At 61.8% G+C, this 21,335-nt stretch carries 20 protein-coding genes and 1 riboswitch; of the genes, 8 read left to right on the plus strand and 12 right to left on the minus strand.

All coding sequences use genetic code 11. The features are described from left to right. The 7 genes from OJJ21_RS02770 to OJJ21_RS02800 all read right to left on the minus strand — a co-directional run. Window positions 1-1,519 (minus strand): methyl-accepting chemotaxis protein (locus tag OJJ21_RS02770; RefSeq protein ID WP_297682904.1); only part of this gene is annotated, 1,519 nt, incomplete at its 3' end. A gap of 238 nt (window positions 1,520-1,757) precedes the next feature. Then, on the minus strand, window positions 1,758-2,282 hold the full coding sequence (locus OJJ21_RS02775) for a chemotaxis protein CheW (protein WP_297682906.1): 525 nt from the start codon (window positions 2,280-2,282) through the stop codon (window positions 1,758-1,760). Between the two features lie 302 nt (window positions 2,283-2,584). Beyond that, a complete protein-coding gene (locus OJJ21_RS02780; protein WP_297682909.1) occupies window positions 2,585-4,138 on the minus strand; it encodes an acetolactate synthase large subunit in 1,554 nt (517 codons plus the stop codon). Between the two features lie 91 nt (window positions 4,139-4,229). Continuing rightward, complete coding sequence (locus OJJ21_RS02785) at window positions 4,230-6,149, minus strand: methyl-accepting chemotaxis protein (RefSeq protein ID WP_297682911.1); 1,920 nt, start codon at window positions 6,147-6,149, stop codon at window positions 4,230-4,232. Window positions 6,150-6,183: 34 nt separating this feature from the next. Continuing rightward, the gene (locus OJJ21_RS02790; RefSeq protein WP_297682913.1) at window positions 6,184-6,789 is read right to left on the minus strand and encodes a hypothetical protein; all 606 of its coding nucleotides are present in this window, start codon (window positions 6,787-6,789) and stop codon (window positions 6,184-6,186) included. A 234-nt stretch (window positions 6,790-7,023) separates the two neighbouring features. Beyond that, on the minus strand, window positions 7,024-8,067 hold the full coding sequence (locus OJJ21_RS02795) for a cyclase family protein (RefSeq protein WP_297682915.1): 1,044 nt from the start codon (window positions 8,065-8,067) through the stop codon (window positions 7,024-7,026). A 131-nt stretch (window positions 8,068-8,198) separates the two neighbouring features. Next, a complete protein-coding gene (locus OJJ21_RS02800) occupies window positions 8,199-8,741 on the minus strand; it encodes an Mpo1-like protein (RefSeq protein WP_297682917.1) in 543 nt (180 codons plus the stop codon). 281 nt (window positions 8,742-9,022) lie between these two features. Further along, window positions 9,023-9,129: riboswitch (glycine riboswitch) on the plus strand. Window positions 9,130-9,182: 53 nt separating this feature from the next. Between OJJ21_RS02800 and gcvT the strand changes: the two genes are divergently transcribed. From gcvT to OJJ21_RS02825, 5 genes are all read left to right on the plus strand, one after another. Then, complete coding sequence (gcvT, locus tag OJJ21_RS02805; protein WP_297682919.1) at window positions 9,183-10,289, plus strand: glycine cleavage system aminomethyltransferase GcvT; 1,107 nt, start codon at window positions 9,183-9,185, stop codon at window positions 10,287-10,289. A gap of 11 nt (window positions 10,290-10,300) precedes the next feature. Beyond that, window positions 10,301-10,672 (plus strand): glycine cleavage system protein GcvH, encoded by a 372-nt coding sequence (gene gcvH, locus OJJ21_RS02810; RefSeq protein WP_297682921.1) that lies wholly within the window; start codon window positions 10,301-10,303, stop codon window positions 10,670-10,672. Window positions 10,673-10,688: 16 nt separating this feature from the next. Then, a complete protein-coding gene (gcvPA, locus tag OJJ21_RS02815; protein WP_297682923.1) occupies window positions 10,689-12,029 on the plus strand; it encodes an aminomethyl-transferring glycine dehydrogenase subunit GcvPA in 1,341 nt (446 codons plus the stop codon). Then, complete coding sequence (gene gcvPB / locus OJJ21_RS02820) at window positions 12,029-13,597, plus strand: aminomethyl-transferring glycine dehydrogenase subunit GcvPB (protein WP_297682925.1); 1,569 nt, start codon at window positions 12,029-12,031, stop codon at window positions 13,595-13,597. Before gcvPA ends, gcvPB begins: the two co-directional genes overlap by 1 nt. An 80-nt stretch (window positions 13,598-13,677) precedes the next feature. Next, a complete protein-coding gene (locus OJJ21_RS02825; protein ID WP_297682927.1) occupies window positions 13,678-14,451 on the plus strand; it encodes a hypothetical protein in 774 nt (257 codons plus the stop codon). A gap of 84 nt (window positions 14,452-14,535) precedes the next feature. Here the strand turns inward: OJJ21_RS02825 and OJJ21_RS02830 are convergent, their stop codons facing one another. After that, entirely contained in the window at window positions 14,536-15,228 is a 693-nt protein-coding gene (locus OJJ21_RS02830; protein WP_297682929.1) for a sensor histidine kinase, read from the minus strand. 167 nt (window positions 15,229-15,395) lie between these two features. Here OJJ21_RS02830 and OJJ21_RS02835 point away from each other — a divergent pair, with 167 nt between their 5' ends. From OJJ21_RS02835 to OJJ21_RS02845, 3 genes are all read left to right on the plus strand, one after another. Further along, window positions 15,396-15,608, plus strand: coding sequence for a hypothetical protein (locus tag OJJ21_RS02835; protein ID WP_297682932.1), 213 nt, complete (start codon window positions 15,396-15,398; stop codon window positions 15,606-15,608). Between the two features lie 57 nt (window positions 15,609-15,665). After that, on the plus strand, window positions 15,666-16,751 hold the full coding sequence (locus tag OJJ21_RS02840; protein WP_297682934.1) for a mechanosensitive ion channel family protein: 1,086 nt from the start codon (window positions 15,666-15,668) through the stop codon (window positions 16,749-16,751). A 248-nt stretch (window positions 16,752-16,999) separates the two neighbouring features. Continuing rightward, window positions 17,000-17,581 carry an EF-hand domain-containing protein gene (locus OJJ21_RS02845; RefSeq protein WP_297682937.1) on the plus strand — a complete coding sequence of 194 codons (582 nt, stop codon included), beginning with the start codon at window positions 17,000-17,002 and terminating at the stop codon, window positions 17,579-17,581. A 62-nt stretch (window positions 17,582-17,643) separates the two neighbouring features. Here the strand turns inward: OJJ21_RS02845 and OJJ21_RS02850 are convergent, their stop codons facing one another. The 4 genes from OJJ21_RS02850 to OJJ21_RS02865 form a co-directional block, all read right to left on the minus strand. Continuing rightward, window positions 17,644-18,726, minus strand: coding sequence for a hypothetical protein (locus OJJ21_RS02850; RefSeq protein ID WP_297682939.1), 1,083 nt, complete (start codon window positions 18,724-18,726; stop codon window positions 17,644-17,646). Between the two features lie 42 nt (window positions 18,727-18,768). Further along, a complete protein-coding gene (locus OJJ21_RS02855; RefSeq protein ID WP_297682941.1) occupies window positions 18,769-19,089 on the minus strand; it encodes a hypothetical protein in 321 nt (106 codons plus the stop codon). Window positions 19,090-19,168: 79 nt separating this feature from the next. Next, the gene (locus OJJ21_RS02860) at window positions 19,169-20,668 is read right to left on the minus strand and encodes a bifunctional aminoglycoside phosphotransferase/ATP-binding protein (RefSeq protein ID WP_297682943.1); all 1,500 of its coding nucleotides are present in this window, start codon (window positions 20,666-20,668) and stop codon (window positions 19,169-19,171) included. Between the two features lie 58 nt (window positions 20,669-20,726). Continuing rightward, window positions 20,727-21,320 carry a DUF2238 domain-containing protein gene (locus OJJ21_RS02865; RefSeq protein WP_297682945.1) on the minus strand — a complete coding sequence of 198 codons (594 nt, stop codon included), beginning with the start codon at window positions 21,318-21,320 and terminating at the stop codon, window positions 20,727-20,729. Between the last annotated feature and the right edge of the window lie 15 nt (window positions 21,321-21,335).

Consider the following 21,335-nt stretch of genomic DNA (forward strand, 5'->3'; position numbering starts at 1 on the left):
GGGCCGCTTCCACGCTGGCATTCAATGCCAGCAGGTTGGTCTGGAAAGCGATCTCGTCGATCAAGCCGACAATATCACTGATCTTCTGGGCGCTGCCTTCGATCCGACTGACCGCAGCCACCGCATCGGCCACCACGCTGCCGCCCTTTTCGGCAGTATCGCGGGCCGCGACCGCAAGCTGATTGGCGGCCTGGGCATTATCGGCATTCTGTTTCACGGTGGTGGTGACTTCGTGCATTGAGGCAGCGGTTTCCTCGATGGCGGCCGCCTGCGCTTCGGTCCGCTGTGCCAGATCCTGGCTGCTGCCGGTGATTTCACCGGCGGCCGTCTTGACCGAATGCGTCGTGGAGGTCAGCCGGCCGGCAAAGTCGCGCAGCCGCGCCGCCATGCCATTGGCACTGTCTTTAAGCTGGCCGAATACGCCGTGATACTCGCCGCGCACACTGCGGGTCACATCACCCTCGGCCATGGCCCCCATGACTTCAGCGAGTTCGCCGGCCATGGTCTGCAGCGTTGCGGCCAGCCTGTTGAGTTCCTGGCTGGTGGAAAGGAAAAACCCGTCCTTGCCAGTTTCGTTGATACGGCCGGTAAGGTCGCCGCCAGCCACCTTGTTCACCAGGGCGGCGATTTCCTCGCCGGCGGCCTTTTCGCGCGTTTCGCGTTCGGTCCGCCGCAACTCCGCTTCCTCGCGCTGCTGCGCAATCTGCGTCTCGGCTTCCTCGCGGGCAATCATGCTGTCCTTGAATACCTGCACTGCCTTGGCCATTTCGCCGATCTCGTCGCGGCGTTCGCTGCCGGTGATGGCAATGCCGGTATTGCCGGTGGCCAGCGTGTTCATCACGCCGGTGATGCGGCTGATCGGCCGGGTCAGGGTGGCAATGACGATATAAAGTGCCAGCAGCACAGAAATGGCAATCGCCGCCACCGTGATGGTGATCAGCAGCGGGCGTTGGGCGTTGTAATACTCAGTCAGGCCGCTGCTGACCTCGATCACGCGCTCGGCATTACGTTTGGTGACGCCGTCGATCAGTTTGTTGACGGCCTGGCGGTTGGCACGATTGGCTTCGTTGTCACCATATTCGCGCGCCTGCTTGGTATCGACATCGGTGCCAAGCCGTGCCAGTTCGCGGCGGAACTGGATGAACTGGTTGATCTGCGCGATAAACAGCTTGGCTTCGTCAGTTGACGCCGCCTGCGGACCGATCAGGGTGGTCCAATCCTTGAGCACATTCTCCATCTCGGCGGTGAAACGCCGGATACCGGCGGCAAAGGGCTTGGCGGCATTGGTGTCCGCCGACATATAGACGCCCCGCGAGTCCATCACCACCGCATAGACCATGGCGTTCAGCCGTTCACCATACTGGGTCTGCTTGGCAATGCTCTCCATCACATTGGTCTGACGCTCGAAGCGGTCGAGGGAAATCACGCCCATCGTGCCGATGGCCGCCGCTGCGATCGCCAAGAGCGCAACGACAGCGAGCACCCGCGGGCCGATCTTGATATGAGAAGCGAATGACATGTGCGTCCCCTCCCCCGAAGCTGAGATTAAGCTGTTGCAGGTTGGCACAACGGCTTGATCTTGCTGAGGTTGATAAACGTACACCTGCGGAGGTTTCCGGGCGGGCGAAGCAGGCCACAACCGGGTACAATCCAATGTTCACATCTTAAAATTTAATTGTATGCGGATGATCTGGAACATGAATTCCGCAGGTACCGGCGAGACTCGGAAGCCCCGCCGGTCATCATCCGGCAGCGTATTAAGCCGCCGCCGAAATCGACGGTACGCCGCGATTGAACAGACGATTGACGTCGATCAAAGCCACCATACGCTCTTCGTGGGTGGCCAGGGCACTGAGGAAGGTGTGTTCCTCATCCGCCGCGGTAGCCGGCACCGGCTGCAGCGCCGAGGCATCCAGCGCAAGGATATCCGAGACCGTATCGACCAGCAGACCGACAGACTCGCTGCCGATCTCCACCACGATCACGACATTGGCGCTGGTCGGCTGGGTCACGCCACCGCCGAGGCGGACGCGCAGATCGAAGATTGGCACCACGGCACCGCGCAGGTTGATCACACCGCGCACGAAGGGCGGTGTATTGGGCAGCGGGGTCACGTCGGTCCAGGCGCGGATTTCGCGAACGCTGAGCAGGTCGAGGCCGTAATTCTGGTCGCCGATGGTGAAGGTCAGGACTTCCTGACTGCCGCCCATGACGGCGGCGCCGGCCTTGTCGGTCGTGGCGGGGACGGCGGTGGCGGCGGAAACGGTCGCTGGCATGGACATGGCGCTCACACTTTCTGTTGTCGCACGGGCTGTCGGTCTGCGGCAGCGGCGGAAATCGTCTGGTTAGAACGCCGCCCTTTGGTAACGAGGACGGCGTGTGCCCGGTGGGGGCGGAAAACTGCGGCTTATCCTTCGGTGATCGGGACCGGCAACCGGCTTGACCCGCCCGCTGCTTCAGGACTTCCGCGTCTAATGATTGGCAAAATTCCGGCCAAGCTGCAAACGGAATCCTAAAAATAGCCTCAAGGTTATCAAGACTTTAGCACCGGGCCGGCCAACCTCTACCAAGGCTTGTGGCAAAATCAGAAGCGCAACTCAACGAGTTGTGGTCCCCGGGTTTCCAGGGCCGCCGCGAAAGCCCGGCTGAAATCGCCCATCTCGTCGACGCTGACCGCCGCGACGCCATGGCCCTTGGCCAGAGCCACCCAGTCGGGGTCGGGCCGGTCGAGCGTCAGCATGTCGATGGCGCGCGGCCCGGGATTGGCGGCACCGACATTGGCCAGTTCGTTGCGCAGGATGGCATAGGAGCGGTTGGCGAAGATCACCATGGTGACGTTGAGCTGCTCGCGCGCCATCGTCCACAGCGCCTGTAGCGTATAGAAGGCACTGCCATCGCCGGTCAGTGCAACGATCTTGCGATCCGGTGCTGCAATCGCCGCACCGACGGCCACCGGCAGGCTGTAGCCGATCGAACCGCCCATATTGTTGAGCCAGTCATGCGGACCGGAGGCTTCTGCGGCGGCAAAAATGCCGCGGCCGGAGGTAACCGATTCATCCACCACCACGACGTTGTCGGGCAGAAGGGCGGAAATGGCGGCGGCGATCTTCTCGAAGCTCGGCGCGCCTTCGGGCAGGGCGGGCCTCAGCAGGCCCGGATTGTACGCCGGCACGGTCTTCGGTGCGCCGACCGCATCGGCCAGGCGCTCCAGCGCATCGATCAGGTCGCCCTCCACATCGAGCACCGGGGTGATGTTGCAGTCATCCGGCGTCAGGATACTGGGCTTGCCCGGATAGGCGAAGAAGGCGACCGGACGCTTGGCGCCGATCAGCGCGATCTCGCGCACATCCGCAAGATATTTCAGCGCCAGATCGACGACAAAGGGAATGCGGCCCACGCTGGGCAGCCCGCCGCCGCGCTCAATGCGCGCGCTGAAGCCATTATTCGACAGGCGACAGCCGGTGGCGGCCGCGATCCGAGCGGCCAGCAGCAGCCCCTGCCGCTGCAGCGCGATGCCGCCGAGGATCAGCATGCCTTTCGAGCCGGCTTTCTTCAGTGCGGCGGCCGCAGCCTTGACCTGGGTGTCATCGGCCCTGGCGCGCGGTGGCACGGGCAGCGGCCTGGCTTCACCCTGCGGCGCCTCGTTCCAGGCGGTATCCGCGGGCAGGATCAGGCTGGCGATCTGGCCGTTGTGACTGCGGGCTGCAGCCACGGCCTGAGCACCCAGGCCGGCAACCTCGCCAGCGGTGTTGGCACGGCCGATCCAGTGCGACACCGGACGGGCGATGCCTTCGATATCGGAGGTGAGCGGCGCATCATATTGCAGATGGTGCGTGGCGTGTTCGCCGATCACGTTCACCACCCCGGAACTGGCCTTGCGCGCGTTGTGCAGATTGGCAACGCCATTGGCGAGGCCGGGACCGAGATGCAGCAGCGTGGCGGCCGGTTTCTGTGCCAAGCGCCAGTAGCCATCGGCCGCACCGGTTACCACGCCTTCGAACAGGCCAAGCACACAGCGCACGCCGGGCACACGGTCGAGGGCCGCGACGAAATGCATCTCCGAAGTGCCGGGATTGGCGAAGCAGACATCGACGCCGGACGCGACAAAGGTTCTGACCAAGCTCTCGGCGCCATTCATGAAGCATCTCCCGTTTCGCGATCTGCGATCAAATCAGATCGTCAGCATGGGGAGCAAGTGCTTGAAAGACCAAAAATGTCGCGCGCGCGGCTCAGTCTGCTTTGAAAAATGCCACCAGCTCGGCCAAGCGTTGCGCTTCGCCGGCCAGCGCCTGGGCGGAGGCGGATGTTTGCTCAACGAGGGCACCGTTGCGCTGGGTCATCTCATCCATACTACCGACCGCCGTGTTCACCTGATCCAGCCCGGTGGCCTGCTCGCGGCTGGCCGCGGCAATCTCGGCCACGATGTCGCTCACCTTCTTGATGGCACTGACGATCTCCATCAGTGACACGCCGGTCTGATTCACCAGACTGGCACCGGTCTTGACCTGGGCATTCGATTCGGTGATCAGCGCCTTGATGTCCTTCGACGCATTGGCCGAGCGTTGCGCCAGCGCCCGCACCTCCTGCGCTACCACCGCAAAACCCTTGCCGGCCTCGCCCGCTCTTGCGGCTTCCACGCTGGCATTGAGCGCCAGCAGGTTGGTCTGGAAGGCGATCTCGTCGATCAGCCCCACGATGTCACTGATCTTCTGCGCGCTGGCCTCGATCTGGGTCACCGCGCTGACGGCATTCTTCACCACGCTGCCGCCTTTTTCTGCAGTATCGCGGGCGGCGACCGCCAGTTGATTGGCCGCCTGCGCATTGTCGGCATTCTGTTTCACCGTCGTGGTGATCTCATGCATCGAGGCTGCCGTTTCCTCGATGGAGGCCGCCTGCGATTCCGTGCGGCTGGCCAGATCCTGACTGCCGGAGGAAATCTCGCCAGACGCATCACGCACCGTTCGTGCGGTATCGTTCAGCCGATTGGCGATCTCGGTCAATTTCTCGGCCGTGCCGTTGGCATCGCTCTGAATGCGGGCGAACACGCCGGCAAAATCGCCGCGGATACGTCGTGACAAATCGCCATCGGCCATGCCGGCCAATACCGCACTGATCTGCTGTAATGAACGGTCGGTCACATCAAGCAGTCGATTGATGCCCTCGGCAATACGTCCAACGGCACCGTTCAGATTGGCGGCATCGATGCGATCTCCAAGATTGCCGCGCACCGCCGCATCGATGACTTTTGCCATCGAACGATCCAGTTCCTCCTCCTGCCGTGCACGCTCGGCCTCGTTGCGCTCACGTTCGGCCAGCTGCCCGGCCTGCGTCTGGCTGCGCTCAAGCTGCAGCGCCTGATTCTGCGCGATCTGCGCCTTGAACACATCAAGGCTGCGCGCAATATCGCCAACCTCGTCGCCACGTCCGAGGCTGGGAATTACAACATCCTGCCGTCCCGCAACCAAATCGGTGATGGTCGCGGTTATCTTTCGCAGCGGACGGCTGACCAGCAGCATCGTACCGAGCATCAACGCGACCATCAGCGCCGCCAGCAAGCCGCCACCGAGCAAGGCAGCGCGGCGGGAATCACGTGTGTAAGTGGCCTCGAGATTGGCCAGGCTGAGGGCCAGTGCCATAGTCCCGACATATTCCTTGTCGCGCCCGGCGACCACCGGCACGGCGACGATATAGTGCGTAGTGCCGATCACCGAAACCGGCTGACCGGCTTTCAGCGTCTGCAGCATGGCCGGCGAAATCAGGCTCGCCACCTCGCGGTTGGGCGGGAAAGCCTTGCTTTCGTATTCGAGAATGACCTTGTGACTGGCATCGAATACCGCCGCATTGGCGAGCGCTGACCCTTCGAACTGCGCCAGCCCCTCCAGCGCCGGCTGGATCGTCTCCGGCTTGCCCCAGCGCACACCGCCGGAAATTTGCTGCGCCACCAGCGTGGCCAGTTGCTGATTGCTGTTGCGGAAATCGGCAAGCGTCGCCTCCAGCCGCAATTTCAGCTGAAGAAACACCGTGCCGCCGACCATAACGCAAAGAATGACGGCGATGACCAGACCAAGCTTCACGGCCAGGCTCAGCCGCAGACTGCCCCGCTTGCCCATCATCCTGGCTGCCCCCATCATCGCATCTGCATTCTGCATGACCAGTTCCTTTTGCGATGAATGCTGATGGGCTTCACATCTCCATCAGCATTTCAACATCCAGGCCGACAGTGACCGCGCCGATCACGGCGCCGCCTGCCGGGTCGACAATCGAGATGCTGACCTGGGTCTGGAATTTCTGGGTCGATTCATCCTTGTCGACCTTGTCCACGAACACGGCCGCCGGGCCGACCGAGAATGTCTTCTGCCACTTGGCTTCATCGCCCTGCCAGTAGTCTGACGTCACATCGCTCTGGCCGACATTGAGCCCCTTGTTGTCCATGACGAAGATTTCGGTAACGAGACCCTTGCCCTCGGCTTCCTTCTTTTTCAGAAACGCCGAAAGCGGGTTGCCCATCACTTCATTGATCAGGGGTTTGGCAGAAGCCTTGGTTTCGGCGCGCCACTGCTTGTCGAGCGCATCGACCTTGTCCTGGGTCAGGCCGGCATGCTTGGCATTCTGTGCCTTGACCGCTTCGATCACGACAGGGTCTTTCATCCACTCACGCAGCGTTTTCTCCGCCCAGGCCTGGGCCTTGGGCGCATGCTTGTCCTGGGCCAGTACAGGCGCTGCGAATGCGACAGACAGTGCCGCGACGAGCGTGATGGCAATTATGCGGAATGCGGAATGCGGCTTCATTTTTCATCCCCCTGCTGTTGCTTCCTCGGATCGGTGCGATCCAGCGCGAATTGCAACTATTCGTATTCTGATTGTGCGCGGCTGGGACATTAATAAAGCGTAATGCGGCTAAATTGCCGGGCCGACGCTCAGTGTGCGGCACATAAATCCATCTGAAGATGTGGAGCCGCTTGGTAATAATGGACCATAGCGTGCAGCTTACTGCAACGCAGTTATCGCCCTGACAGCCGCGCTTCAGACGGTGGCGATAGGCGAGGCCGGCGAACCGACCGCACCGGTCAGGCGCAGTGGCGGTGCCGTGAGCAGGAAGCGGTTGCGCTGGTGCTGTTTCAGCCAGGCGGCCAGCTCCGAGAGATACCACAGCTCGCCCAGCGGCACGCCGAGCTTGAACAGGCAGTGTTCATGCAGCGGCAGCATGGCATGGCTGCCCTCCACGGCTTTGGCCGGCAGGCCTTCGACCGCATAGTTGTCGGCAATCAGGCAGCTGACTTTGGAATCGGTGATCCAGTTGCGCAATCTGGCATCGCGGCCATCCAGCACGGCGCAGGAATTTTCCAACCGGTGGTGATCAGGCTTGCGTCCCATGGACATCAGCACATCGCCAAAGCCGGTGTAGAAGCAGAGCATGTCACCCTGCTCGATACTGACCTTCTGCTTTTCCATCGCCGTCATCAGCAGGTCATAACCGATCCAGGTGCGCGTCTCGCCCACCTCGTCCTTCAGGTTGACCAGCACGCCACGGCCCTGCAGGCCATGCTTGGCGAAATTATGAATGCCAAGCGGCTCGGTGCCCTTGGACGGAAAGCGCTCCAGCCGCGGTTCGCCGACGCCGCGATCCTCGGCATCGGGAATATCGCTGCCGCCGCGCCAGCCATTGTAAAAGACCCGTTCGGGCTTGCCATCGCCATCGGCATCGAACATCGAGCCGATATGGGCGAAACTGTCCCATTGCGTGGAATACTGCAGATACAGCAGGGCTGCGTCGTCGCTTGAAACATCAGTCACTTTCGGATCGTACAACGACAGCGGCAGCGCCATGTTCGGCTTACCCTCGCGCACCACGGCAAAGAGTTGCGGCGGGAAGCGGCGCGGATTGAGCAGATTGCCGCCGGGATATTCGAGCGGCAGTGACAAACAGAAAGTGCGGCCTTCACGCACCTCGGCGACACCCTGCTTCACCTTCTCGGGCGTGATCCAGTTGACGCGGCCGATGCGGTCGTCGGCACCGAACTCGCCCCAGTTCGACCCGTCGGGCCGGTTCTTCCAGCGTTGCGTCATGCCAAGGCCCTTAAATGTGGATGGCCGGTCAGGACAAAGCCTGAGCCGGCCATGATTGAAGGAAAATTGCCGTCAGAAAGATAGTGTCACCGCAGCTCTCACGCTGTCTTCATGGCGAAGAGCGCGGCGGCCTAAGCCGCTGCCCGCTCGCGCATGGCGCCAACAGAGTAATTCTTCCAGCGCGCCTCGACCGCATCATGCAGGTCTTTCTGCTGGCCGAGCGCGAAAACGGTTTCGGCCACCAGGAACATCGGACCGATCAGTGCCTGCAGCAGATTGTCGGCAAGTGCGGGGCGCCGACCTTCGAAGACATGGCCGACAAGCTGGAATATCCAGCCGCCGACGAAGAAAGCAGCGAAGGCGATCCAGCCTACAGTGCCGCCCTGCATCGCCACCCATTCGGCGATCTGCAGCAGCCCGAAGGAAAACAACATCATCAGGCTGCCGATGCGGCGATCGAGCCAGATGTAAAACATGCCGGTGCCGAACCACAGCAGGCTGGCCAGGGTGATCACGGTTTCACCGCCCCAGAGTGTGAACAGCGTCACCCAGTGCAGCGGAATGAACAGCGCAAACACGATGGCCGGAATGCCGATGAAATGCGTGGCACGATTGCGCGCATCCCGGTGATAGGCCGAATACATCGCCATCTGCTCGACGAAGAACGGGTTCATGGCGGTTTCCTCCATTTTATCGAGTCGCCGAGTCGCGTCCGGCGCCCGGAAAACCCCTTTGCTGTGGATAACCCTAATCGCCCCTAAAGCATTGTCAATCGTGGTGTTTTCGAGCTTCCGCAAGGTCACCGGGAATATCATTGACTAATATATGGCGCCGCCTATTCTCGCGGCGTCGCTAGCAGTCTGGCGGGAGAGACGCGAAACCCGTTCTACACGGGGGCCCGCGCGCCGAAGGAGCAACCGCCCCGGAAACTCTCAGGCCAACGGACCGACCGGACTGGCGACACTCTGGAAAGCGGATCGGGAGTCCAACCCCGGTCCCACCGAAGGAGTAAGCAGTACAAAATACTGCGAATCTCTCAGGTTCCCGGACAGAGGGGGCGAACGGCGAAACCATCCGCCGGTTCGACTCTGACTCTGTCTGCAAGGGAACCTCGCTTGGGCGATACGGCCGAAAACCTCAAAATCACGCCGCTGAACGCGCTGCACAAAGAGCTGGGCGCGCGGATGGTGCCCTTTGCCGGCTATGAAATGCCGGTGCAGTATCCGGCGGGCATCCTGACCGAGCACAAGCACACCCGCGCCGCTGCAGGTCTCTTTGACGTATCCCACATGGGCCAGGTGCGCCTGACCGGAGGCGACCCGGCCAGGGCCTTGGAAGCTTTGGTGCCCGGCGATCTCGTGGCGCTGGATGTCGGCAAGATGCGCTACACGGTGTTCACCAACGACCAGGCCGGCATCCTGGACGACCTGATGGTGAACAAGCGCGACCGCGATCTGTTCGTCATCGTAAATGCCGCCTGCAAGACCGAAGACATCGCGCATATGCGCGCGCATCTCAAAGGCGTCGAGGTCGAATACCTGGAAGATCGCGCGCTGCTGGCGCTGCAGGGGCCGGTCGCCGTCGATGTGCTGTCGCGGTTGAATTCCGTGATGCCGGCGATGAGCTTCGGCATGGGCGCCACGCTGGCGCTCGGCAAATATGAGGCCTTTGTCACGCGTTCGGGATACACCGGCGAGGACGGTTTCGAGATTTCGCTGAAAGCCGATGAGGCCGAGGATTTCGCGCGCTGGCTGCTGGGTCAGCCGGAAGTAAAGCCGATCGGTCTCGGGGCGCGCGACTCTTTACGCCTTGAAGCCGGGCTCTGCCTCTACGGCCACGACATCGACACGTCTACGTCGCCCATCGAGGCCGGCCTGAACTGGACGATCTCCAAACGCCGCCGCGAAGACGGCGGTTTCCCCGGCGCCGCCATCGTTCAGAAACAGCTGAAAGACGGCGTCATGCGCAAGCGCGTCGGCATCCAGCCCGAGGGCCGCGCACCCGCCCGCGAAGGTACCGAAATCTTCAATGAGAAAAATGAGAAGATCGGCGTCATCACCTCGGGTGGTTTCGGTCCCAGTGTCGATGCCCCGGTCGCCATGGGCTATGTCGCCATCGAATACGCCAAGCCCGGCACGCCGCTTACTCTGATGGTGCGGGGCAAGGCCCTGCCGGCCAAGACCTGCACCCTTCCCTTCATCACCAAACGCTACGCCAAGTAAGGAGACGATCCATGACCACCCGCTACACCAAGGACCACGAGTGGATCCGTCTCGATGGCGATGTCGCCACCGTGGGCATTTCCGATTACGCCCAGAGCCAGTTGGGCGACGTTGTGTTCGTCGACCTGCCGGCACCGGGCAAAAAGGTGGATGCCGGCGCCGAAGTTGCCGTGGTTGAATCGGTGAAGGCGGCCAGCGAAGTCTACGCTCCGGCCGGCGGTGAAGTGGTGGAAGGCAACCAGGCCATCGTCGATGACCCCGCGCTGGTGAACCGCGCAGCGCAGACCGATGGCTGGTTCGTCAAGCTCAAGCTCAGCAACAAAGGCGAACTGGACGCCCTGATGGATCAGGTCGCCTACGACGCCTATCTCAAGACCCTCTAATCAGGAGCGCCTCCCCATGCGCTATCTCGGTCTGACCGAAGCCGACCGCGGCGAGATGCTGAACACCATCGGTGCCGGCGGTATCGACGCCCTGTTCAAGGACGTTCCTGCCGGTACACTGAACCCGCAGCTCGACCTGCCGCTGCACCAGGGCGAACTGGAAGTCGAGCGCGCTTTTGCTGCCATGGCGAAGAAGAATGTCTCGCCGATGGAGGTGCCGTTCTTCCTCGGCGCCGGCGCTTATCGCCACCATATCCCGGCTGCCGTGGATCACCTGATCCAGCGCTCGGAATTCCTCACCTCCTATACGCCGTATCAACCCGAGATCAGCCAGGGCACGCTGCAGTATCTGTTCGAGTTCCAGACCCAGGTGAGCATGATCACCGGCATGGAAGTGGCGAATGCCTCGATGTATGACGGCGCCACTTCGGCGGCCGAGGCCGTGCTGATGGCACAGCGCATCACCAAGCGCAGCAAGGCGGTGCTGTCGGGCGGCCTGCATCCGCATTACCGCGACACGGTCGCCACCCTGATGGACCAGACCGACCAGCCGCATGTGGCGGCCCCGGTCGATCTTGCCGGCAATGAAGACCTTGCGACCCTGATCGACGAGCAGACCGCCTGCGTGGTGGTGCAGAATCCGAATGTGTTCGGTCATCTGCGCGATCTCACCGGCCTCGCCCGCGCCTGCCAGGCCAAGGGCGCATTGCTGATTGTCGCTGTTACCGAGATCACTTCGCTCGGTCTGATCATGCCGCCGGGCGCCATGGGCGCCGATATCGTGGTGGCGGAAGGCCAGAGCATCGGCGTGCCGCTCAGTTTCGGCGGGCCCTATGTCGGTCTGTTTGCCACCCGTGAGAAATATGTGCGACAGATGCCAGGTCGCCTCTGTGGCGAGACCGTCGACCAGGATGGCCGGCGCGGCTTCGTGCTGACGCTGTCGGCCCGCGAGCAGCATATCCGCCGCGAAAAGGCGACATCGAATATCTGCACCAATTCGGGTCTCTGTGCACTGGCCTTCACCATCCATATGAGCCTGCTGGGCGAAGCCGGCCTGACCCGGCTGGCCGAGATCAACCATGGCAAGGCGGTACAGCTGGCCGAGAAGCTGAGCCAGATGAAGGGCGTCGCCATCGTGCCACAGGCCTTCTACAACGAATTCGCCATCACCCTGCCCAAGCCGGCAGCCGAGGTGGTGGAGAAGCTGGTGGAAAAGAAGATTCTCGGCGGCGTGCCGGCCTCGCGGTTATTCCCAGGCGATAAAAATTTGACAAATGTCCTGCTGATCGCCGTGACCGAAACCAATACTGAAGGCGACATGGACAAACTTGCCGCCGCCCTGAAGGAGGTGCTGTGATGCTGAACCGTCAGGGACGCCCGACCACGCCGCATGCGGCCGCCAACAGCGCCGTCACCGGCACCATCACCGGCAATCGCGGCCTGCAGATGGAAGAAGCGCTGATCTTCGAAATCGGCGAAGAGGGCCGCACCGGCGTTGATCTGCCAGATGCGCCGAAAGTGAAAGACCGCCTCGGCGGCCTGAAGCGCCAGGGCAGGATCGGCCTGCCGGGCCTGAGCGAGCCGCAGGTGGTGCGCCACTTCGTGCGCCTGAGCCAGAAGAACTATTCCATCGATGCCGGCCTGTATCCGCTCGGTTCCTGCACGATGAAGCACAATCCGCGCCTGAACGAGAAGATGGCCCGCCTGCCCGGACTGGGCGACATCCATCCGCTGCAGCCGGCCTCCACCGTGCAGGGCGCGCTGGAACTGATCGACCAACTGGCCGGCTGGCTCAAGACGCTGACCGGCATGCCGGCGGTGGCAATGTCGCCGGCGGCTGGCGCCCATGGCGAACTTTGCGGCCTGATGGCGATCCGCGCGGCGCTGAAGGCGCGCGGCGATGTGCGCAAGCGCATTCTCGCGCCTGAGTCTGCGCATGGCACCAACCCCGCCACCGCGGCACTCTGCGGCTATACCGTCGATCCGATCCCGGCCACCGCCGAGGGGCGCGTCGATCTCGATGCCCTGCAGGCCAAGCTGGGTCCGGATGTGGCGGCGATCATGCTGACCAACCCGAATACCTGCGGGTTGTTCGAGCGCGACATCAAGACGGTCGCCGACATGGTGCATGCCGCCGGCGCCTTCTTCTACTGCGACGGCGCCAACTTCAACGCCATCGTCGGCAAGGTACGGCCGGGCGACCTCGGCATCGACGCCATGCATATCAACCTGCACAAGACCTTCTCCACCCCGCATGGCGGCGGCGGCCCTGGCTCGGGCCCTGTCGTGCTGTCGGATGCGCTGAAGGATTTCGTGCCGGTGCCCTATGTGGTGCATGGCAGCGATGGCTATCGGCTGGTTGAAAGCGGCGACGCTAAAAGCTTCGGCCGCATGAAGGCCTTCAACGGCCAGATGGGCATGTTCATCCGGGCTCTGGCCTACATGATGAGCCATGGCGCCGATGGTCTGAAGCGGGTGGCGGAGGACAGCGTGCTGTCGGCCAACTATGTGATGGCCAGCCTCAAGGATGTGATGACCCCGAGCTTCGAGGGCCCCTGCATGCATGAAGCGCTGTTCGACGATCGCTTCCTCAAGGATACCGGCGTCACCACGCTGGATTTCGCCAAGGCGATGATCGACGAGGGCTATCATCCAATGACGGTGTATTTCCCGCTCGTCGTGCATGGCGCCATGCTGATCGAGCCGACCGAAAGCGAAAGCAAGGACAGCGTCGATGCCTTTGTGACCACTTTGCGCGGCCTGGCCGAGAAAGCGAAACAGGGCGATCAGGTCGCCTGGTTCCAGGCTGCACCGCAGCTTACGCCGCGTCGCCGCCTGGACGAAACCCGCGCCGCGCGGTCGCCCGTGCTGCGCTGGAAACCCGGCAGCAACGGTGCACCGATCGACAAGGCAGCCGCCGAGTAAAAAACCTCACGCTACAATGAAAAGCCCGGCCATAATTGCCGGGCTTTTTTATTTCCCACACATTAACGGGAGTGCTGATAATGCCGCAGAATAAAAAACAGGTAGAAATTTATACTCTGCAACTCTCTAAGGAAAAATTACTTAATAGCCCTAACGTTGAGCGTAATTTGTTTTTCCTGCTGGGCCACCTAGCAAACGACCTGCTTATACTAAACAGATTATTTTTGATAACCGCTCAAAGCACACATATTCGCGACGATAGCTTTGTAAAAAGATTTAATACGGCTCAGGCCCTACTAATCGGCAAGATCATTACGAGTAAGCTACATGAAGGTTGGGAATTAACAAAAAAACTCTACTTCATTAAAGAAGTATCTCAGAAATACGACAAGGTAATGCCAGAGCCCGGAAAGCAAGCTTTAAAAGCTCTAAAACGTTATTTTGGTAAAGCAAATATAGCTACATCAATTAGAAACGAGTTTGGATTTCATTATCCCATCAACCGCATTGATAAAACAATCAAGAATATAAACGAAAGCGAAGAACTACTTCTCTATCTATCCCCAGCAAGCTCAAATACGCTCTATTATGCATGCGATCTGATACCCAACCATGAAATGATCCATTCGATTGGTGAAGAGAATATGCAAAAATCCTATGATCGCTTGATTGATGAGACCGCAAAATGCGTGAAAAATTTCAACGATTTCATTCAGAATTATATGATCGCTTTTATAGAATCTAACGATGTCTTGGAGGGAGATGCTGGAGATCGTCCGACTATCACATACAAATCCGCTCCTAAACTAAAGCACTTTAAAATGCCGTCTGTGTTTGATCAGAGAGGGATGTAAAAAATTCCAATTCAGGCCACATGGCCGAAACGCAAACCGCCCGGTCAGCAATGTCCGGGCGGTTTTTCGTTTGGCGCGGGACTGTTACGCCGGCAGCGGCAGCATGATCTCGTAGCAGGCGCCGGGTCCGCCGCGGCGGATGTTGAAGGTGCCGGCCAGCTGCGCCACCAGGCCATGGATCAGTTTCATGCCGAGCCCCGTGGCCGCCTCGGGCTGGGCGGCTTCGGGCAGGCCGACGCCATCATCGCTGACGGTCAGATACAGCGCGCCATCTTCGCCCTTGCCGCAGGCAATCTCGATGACACCACCATCCTGCTGACCGGGATAGGCATGCTTGAGTGAGTTGAAAATGAATTCGTTGACGATCATGCCGGTCGCACTGGCGATCCGCGCCGGAACCCAGAGCGGATCGACATTCACCAGCAGGGCATGACGGTGATGATCGACCACAGCAGCAAAAATCTCGTCGCGCAGGCCGGTCAGATATTCTTCAAGTGCCACGATGCCGGTGCCGTCGCCGATCGACAGGCGTCGATGCAACTGGGCAATCAGACGCAACCGTTTGCTGGTGCGGGCCAGGGCGTCGCGGGCCTGAGCATCGACGGCTTGCTTTTGCTGCATGTTCAGCAGACTGCTGATCATCTGCAGGCTGTTGCCGATCCGGTGATCGGCTTCCCTGCGCAGCAGTTCAGACAGCTCGACTGATACCGATGGCGAATCCGTTGCGGAATCGCCGACCGGATGCGGCGGGAATAATAATGCGGGCCAGGTGCTCATCGCTGTGTCCTCTGCCCAGACCCTACGTCCATGTCCAGAATAATCCTAACGGTATTAAAGACTTAATCTGAGCATTGAACTCCTTAGGGGGCTTCAGCGTTTTCTACTCATAAGACGCAAAATGAGCGTCAAATAACTCTGCCCAATAACCCGGATGGTGAAAGGCCATGAACGATCAACAAGCCCGCGGCGAACGGCTGCAGATCATGCTGACGCCCGATGAATTGAAGGCGCTGGACGACTGGCGCTTCAACAAGCAGATGCCCAGCCGCGCTGCCGCTATCCGCGAACTACTGCGTCGCGGCCTCACCGGTGAAGGATTCGCTTTCGCCGACCGCCACACCAAGTCGAAGAACTTCGGCGTGATCGAAGGAGAATAGTCTGTTGCGAACTGCCATTTCCGCCGAACCCTCGGCGCCCGCGGATTTGAAATCCGCATGAATGATCCGAGCACGCTCTTCGATCAAATCGTTGCCAGACTGCAATGGATGCCGGACTGGATGATCAGTCTGATCATTCTGGCCCTGGCCCCGTTTCTGGCCAATCTTCTGCATCGTATTCTATTCCGCATGGTGACCCGATGGGTCAGCCATATGGACCTGTTCTGGCGGGCGCTGCTGGCGCGTACCGAGGGGCCGACACGTCTGGCTTTCCTGATCGTCGCCGTCAGTTTCGCCGCCAGCATCGCACCGCTACCCCCTGGATGGGGCGCCATCGTGCGACAGGTACTCTCGGTGGGATTCATCGCTCTGCTGGGCTGGATCGCGCTGACTGCTTTCCATGTCTGGATGGTGATGCATCTGCGCCGCTTCAAGCTGGACACCGAAGACAACCTTCTGGCGCGCAAGCATGTGACGCAGACCCGCATGCTTCAGCGCGTGGCGAATGTGCTGATCCTGGTGATCACCGCATCCATCGCGCTGATGACCTTTGACAGCGTGCGGCAATACGGCGTGTCGCTGCTGGCTTCGGCCGGTGCCGCCGGTATCATCGTCGGCCTCGCCCTGCAGCCGGTGCTGAAAAATCTGATTGCCGGCATCCAGCTGGCCATTACCCAGCCGATCCGCATAGATGATGCCCTGATCGTGGAGGGCGAATGGGGCAATGTGGAGGAAATCACCTCCACCTACGTGGTTGTAAGGCTGTGGGACTGGCGCCGCATGATCCTGCCGCTCAGCTATTTCATCGAAAAGCCGTTCCAGAACTGGACCCGCGAGAATGCCGACCTGATCGGCGTGGTGATGCTGTATCTGGATCACACCGCCCCGGTAGCTGAGATTCGCAGCAAGGCCGAGGAGATTGTGGGCGCCTCACCCAACTGGGACAAGCGTGTGATTGCCGTGCAGGTGACTGATTTCAAGCAGAGCACAATGGAAGTCCGCATCCTCGCCAGCGCCGGATCAGCCGGCCGCGCCTTCGACCTGCGCTGCGAAATCCGCGAGAAGATCATCGCCTTCCTGCAACAGAATCACGTCTATGCCCTGCCGCGCCTGCGCGCCGAATTGCCGACATTATCCGCTTGAAACATCATTACAGACTGTTGCAGGCAATCGCCGGACGCAAATCCGGCAAGAGCTGCCGATGCGGATTTGCCGGGCGGTCCGGAGCATCCGCCACTGCAATCTCCTGAAACAATATCTCTTCGTAAACTCAGCAACTTATTGGCACCGGACAATGGCATGCGACTTGATGCAGCTTTTTGCGGAGATATGGCAGCAGCCGTCGGCCGCATGCCACCTCCATATCCGCAATGACTTCGAAGGAGGTCCGTATGAGTAGCATTGGCGGTGTCGGTTCCGGCACCAATCCACTTCAGCAGGCCATGCGCCAGCTGTTTTCCAAAAGCGACGCCAATACCGATGGCAAACTGGATACCAGCGAGATCAGCTCCCTGCTCGACACGCTGCAGAGCGGTTCGTCCGACAGCAGCCTGACTTCGGACGGCATCGTCTCGGCTTTCGACACCGACGGCGACGGTGCCGTATCCGGCTCGGAATTCGATGCCGGATTCAAGAAGCTGGGCGAGCAGATGCACAGCACCATGCTGGCCATGCAGGAAAGCGGCCAGATGCCGTCGCCCCCACCGGGTCCGCCGCCCGGCATGTCGGGCGACAGCGCATCGGATGACGATGAGGATGATGACACCTCGACCGTTGCCACCCTGCTCGACCTGCTGCAGAGCTATAGCAGTGAGGAGACGGAGGATACCGCCTCCAGCAGCGACAGCACGACGACCACAACCGACACCCTGCTGCAGACCTTCCTTGGCCAGCTGGAGCAGTATGCCAGACAGCAGGATCGCCTGTCGGCATACCAGTCGCAGTATGGTAGCGGGGTATCTGTGTCGGCCTGACAGCCGACTGTCGCGAGACCCAAGGTCGATCCGCCCGGACAGAAGGCCTGGGCGGCATCGCACTAGATTTTCAGATTGGTATAGCTGGCATTGCCCAGTCCGGTGCCGATGGTCAGAGCAGCCCAGCGCCCGACATCGCGCATGCGCCAGACCTCGCTCAGACCCTGGACCACCGCGTCGTTATGCAGTGCGATGCTGATGCTGTGCCCGCCGATGCGCGGCAGGCGTTCAAAGAGTGCCTCTGTGAGGTTGAAATCCTCGCCTTCCCAATTGCCCGGCAGATTCTGCGCGCCGCGCTTGATCCAGCCGTCATCGGCAATCAGGCCGGGGCAACCGACCGCGATCACCGGCGCCAGCCGAAGTTTCTTCCTGGCTGCATATGCGGCCAGCTCGCGCATCATGCCTCCTAGATGGTCAATTGCTTCCTCGCGTCCCGGCCGTTCGTCACGATGCCGCCAGTGCAGCAGGCGCTCGACACGGGCGGTATCGCCCAGTCTATCCTTGCGGCGGATTGTCACGATACCGCAGCGCAGGTTGGTGCCACCGATATCGATGGCGAGAAAGCCATCGTGGTCGTGCATGACATCAGGTGCCAGCAGTTGCAGTCCGCCGATCAGGCCGGCCTCGTCGGGGTGGTGCGCCAGCGGCACCATTCCGACATCGAGATCGGCCTGCCGCAGCAGAATCGCCGAGCGCAGGATGGCGATCTCGCCCACCCGGCTGCGCCGCAACCCGCCGCCTACACCGATGCGCTGCACACCGCGCCATGTCTGCTGGCGCAGGAAACGCTGCGCCACGGCCGACAGGTTCTGCGCAAATTCCTCTATGGCACCCTGTACGATCGCGGCGGCGCCCAAGTCGTCGCCGGTGAGGATCCCATCGAGTTCAGCTTTCGACAGGTCGGCGTGCGGCGCCGTGTCCGCCTCAACCGCGTCGTCGGCCTCCTTGCGGATTTCGTCGAGCAGTCGGCGGAAGGCACGGCCACTGGCCTTATCGCCGATGAATCCCCCGGCGTCCCGCAGTTCGAGATTATAGCTGTCGACATGCACGGCCGGCAGGTCGGCGGCACCATGGTGCGGCAGCGCAGCCGGTTCGCCGGTGCGGCCGTTATTCCGTTTGATCTTCCTTGCAGAGTCTGCCGCCACATCGCCCTCTTGATCTGGAGGACGGACAGCGCCCTCGGCTGATCAACGTTCGGCACGTGCCAGCAGTGCCATAAGGAAATAGGCCAGGACGGCAAAGCCGAGACCGGGCAGCAGTATATTGCTGGCCACGAACCCCCAGTCGATCCCGCAGCCGGTGGGAATGCCACTGCCCCGGCTCATGTCGATGGGAATCAGGCCGCCGTTCGGTATTGGGTGGCACAGCCCCATCGGCTCGTAGCCATGGGTACGCAGCATCAGGATGGCATACAGCAGCACCGGCAAGCCAAGGCCGGCCACCAGGCTGGTCATGATACGGCCAGCCACGCTGCGGGGCCGGATCACTCTGGATAAACGCGGCAGCACATCTGTCTCCGAAAAGGACTGTCCTCGGGCTGGCTGCCTTCGAATAGCAGTCCCGGCGACCGGATGCCAGATGCGGCAGCTATCCGGCGGACAGTGCGATCCGCGCCCGGGTCACTGTACAGTCCCGGTCACCGGCGGCATCCACGGTCAGCCAGGCCGATTCCGTCGCCGCAGGCGGTTCCAGATGCTGCGCCTGCCACTGCACCACGGCTTCGTTGGCATCCGAGGCGTCGCCGCGCCGGCCGGCAACGCGCTGCGCCAGCACATCCAGCGGCGCCGTGAGCCAGAGGCCGGTGAAGCGTACCGCGCAAGTTTCCGCGACCCCGGCGACGCCGCGCCGTTCGTCAGGTCGGCCGAAAACCGCATCCAGGACGACGCTGTTGCCGTCCCGCAGCAGCAATGCCGCTCGGTGCAGCAAAGCCGCATAGGTGCGCTGGCTCGCCTCCGGCGTGTAGGTGTCGCGCGGCAGCGGCTGTGCCAGCGGCACGCCCAGCAGCTGCTTGCGCAACACGTCGCTACGCAGCAGCACGCCGCCCCAGGGATAGCCGCCCAGATCGGTCGCCAAGGCACGGGCCACGGTGGTCTTGCCGGTGCCGGAGAAGCCGCCAACGGCCGCCAGGCGGACACCGCTGGATTGCAGGGCCCGTTGCGCGAGGGCCAGATAGCGCGCTGCCTCGTCGCGGCCTGCCGGCGTCATCGCCGCGATATGGCAGCGGATCGCGGCACGGAGCGCGACATAGAGCGGCAGCAGGTCGAGACCGGCATAGTCGCCGCTGGCTTCCAGGTAACGGTTGAGCGCCAGATTGGCCAGGTCGGCGCGATCATGCTGCAGCAGGTCCATCAGCAGGAAGGCAAAATCGTAGAGCGTGTCGATCTCGGCGAAACCGTCATCGAATTCGAGGCAATCGAACAACACCGGCTTGCCATCGATCAGCGTGATATTGCGCAGATGCAGGTCGCCATGGGCATGGCGCATACGTCCGACGAAACGGCGCTGTGCCAGGCTGTCGCGCCGGCGGTTGCACTCGGCCGCCAGTGCGGTGTGAAAATCGGCCAGCGGCGCAGTCGGCAGGGCATCGGGGGCGAGCCGGTCGAAGGCGGCCCGGTTCAGTTCGATCGTGCGGGCAACGCTTGCCGCGGCGTCGACATCCACATGCGCGGCGCCGGCATGGAAGGCGGCGATGGTATCGGCCAGTGTTTCGACCAGCGCCGGCGTCAGGCAGTTCTGGGCGGCAAGCTCGTCGAACGTGGCTGCGGGCGGAAATCGCCGCATTTCGACCAGCCACTCCACCGGGTCGCCCTGTGCCGACAGGCTCAACCGGCCGGTGCTGTCACGGCAGACCGGGCGGCAGCCGAGATAGAGGGCCGGCGCTGTGCGGCGATTGAGCGCCACCTCGCGTTCGCAGGCGACGCGCCGCTGCTCCAGACTGCCGAAATCGACATAGGGCAACGTGACGGCCTTCTTCAGCTTCCAGGCCCGGTCACCGGTGAGGAAGACGCGCGAAATATGCGTCTCAATCACCTTGTCGGGCGGCGGATCGAACAGGTCTTCGATATCGGCAGGATTGGGCTCGGTCATGCCGGCAGTCTAACCCGCAGGTCGTGGCAGATGTTTGACCGAGCGCAAATGGCGCGATCTATTTGCCCTGCCGCTGCATCTGCCGGTCATGCCAGCGCGCCAGCAGCAGGGCCGCCAGGGCACCGACCAGGGCCATGAACATGTCGGACTGCGTATCCCACTCGTCGCCCTGGGTGCCGAGGAATTCATCCGCGCCCTGACCCAGGCTGAGCGCGGCCGCCCATTCGATCAGCTCATACATGGCGCTGATGGCGAGGCAGATGCAGACTGCCAGGAAACCGACCAGCCCCCGGCTGCCGATGCGGAACACACGGATCAGCAGTTCGCGCGCGATGATCGCCGGCACGAAGCCCTGGGCCAGATGGCCGATGCGGTCGTATGGATTGCGCTCCAGCTGCAGCCAGTCCTGCAGCCAGAAACCGAGCGGCACGCGGGCATAGGTATAGGCGCCGCCCAGCATCAGGATCAGGCCATGCAGGGCGATCAGCGCCATCGCCAGATCGCTGAAGCGGAAACGCTGCCGCGTGGCGAACAGGATCGGCCAGGCGATGATGGCGGGCAGGACCTCCATCAGCCAGGTGAGCCTGTCGTAGGGTGCGATGCCGCTCAGCACCAGTCCGACGGCCCAAGCCGCCGTCAGTAGCCAGAACATGCGACCGCTTATGCC

This window comes from Ferrovibrio sp. (assembly GCF_025869515.1).
In the GTDB taxonomy this organism is placed as follows: Bacteria; Pseudomonadota; Alphaproteobacteria; order Ferrovibrionales; family Ferrovibrionaceae; genus Ferrovibrio.